The following is a 1295-nucleotide window of genomic DNA, read 5'->3' on the forward strand; positions in this document are numbered from 1 at the left end:
CCTAGGAGCTGTCCGGCCGATCATGTGACTCGCTAGGCTCCCAGTCGCCTGGAAGGGGTGACTGCAGTGGTGATGGCTCGTGAGACTGCCGTTGCAATGGTGCAGAAGATCATGGACGCGGACTACGCCGACGATGCCGAGGCCTCCTACGTGTTGGAGACGTTGGGCAGGGCCCTCGGCTGTCCAACTGGCCATATCGGCGGCCTGATCTTCTGGCCGAAGGGGCCGGAGCCGACAGCCGCTGAAGTGGTCGATCAAGCTTTGGAGTACCAACCCTTCGCGCTGTGAGAAGGCATCAAGATCGCAGCCAGATGACTACGGCTGCCACGGCGACGGTGCCGAAGAAGACGTAGCCGCGCTTGTCATACCGGGTGGCCACCGCTCGGGAGTTCTTGAGTCTGTTGAAGGCCCGCTCCACGGTGTTGCGCTTCTTGTACCGCTCCTCATCGAAGCCCGGAGGCCGTCCGCCTCGTGATCCTTTGCGCAGGCGGGCGGCCCGGCTGTCGGTCTTCTCCGGGATGGTGTGCCGGATGCCTCGCCGCCGCAGGTACTCGCGGCAGGGGCTGTTGCTGTAGCCCTTGTCGGCCGCAACGCTGTCCGGCTTCTTGCGGGGTCTGCCGGCCCCGAGGCGGGGAACCCGGATCTTCTCCAGTACCGGGATGAACTGAGTGCAGTCCGCCCGCTGTCCTGCGGTGACAATCAGGGACAGCGGGCGGCAGCGACCGTCGGCACTCAGATGAATCTTGCTGGTGAAGCCGCCGCGCGAGCGGCCCAGGCCCTCACCTCGCTCACCGCCTCCACCAGCCGGCCGACCAGGCTCTGCCACGGTGTCTCGTCCTGGTGTTCTGCCGCCTCGCCCCCCTTTGACGCGCCCGGTGCCGGTGGCGGGTCGGTTCGGGCACCGGCGGCGTGCTGGTGCGCGCGCACGATGGTGGAGTCCACCGAGACATCCCAGTCGATCTCGCCCGCCGCATCCGCCGCGGCCTGGACCTGCTGCAACAGCCGTTCCCAGGTGCCGTCCGCCGACCACAGCCGATGGCGCTCATAAACCGTCTTCCACGGGCCGAACCGCTTTGGCAGGTCCCGCCACTGCACTCCGGTCCGCACCCGGTGCAGAATCCCGTCGATCACCTGCCGATGATCGCGCCACCGTCCGCACCGGCCGTTGCTCACCGGCAGGAACGGCCGCAGCCGTTCCCACTCCGCGTCCGACAGATCACCACGTTCTCCCCGCCCCATGCCCGGAACAACGAGCAGATCAAGCGACAGTCACATGATCGGCCGGACAGCTCCTA

General features: G+C 67.0%; 2 protein-coding genes. One reads left to right on the plus strand and one right to left on the minus strand.

The annotated features are described in order from the left end of the window. Window positions 1–96 precede the first annotated feature (96 nt). Window positions 97–288: an e9imm peptide gene (locus ACIQBJ_RS35240; RefSeq protein ID WP_400718869.1), complete on the plus strand. Its 192-nt coding sequence runs from the start codon at window positions 97–99 to the stop codon at window positions 286–288. Window positions 289–295: 7 nt separating this feature from the next. Here the strand turns inward: ACIQBJ_RS35240 and ACIQBJ_RS35245 are convergent. Next, a protein-coding gene (locus ACIQBJ_RS35245) for an IS5 family transposase (RefSeq protein WP_400718870.1) occupies window positions 296–1239 on the minus strand; the annotation gives its coding sequence in 2 pieces (ribosomal slippage) (window positions 296–847 and window positions 850–1239; 942 coding nt in all). Window positions 1240–1295 lie beyond the last annotated feature (56 nt).

The organism is Kitasatospora sp. NPDC088391, from assembly GCF_044753345.1.
In the GTDB taxonomy this organism is placed as follows: Bacteria; Actinomycetota; Actinomycetes; order Streptomycetales; family Streptomycetaceae; genus Kitasatospora.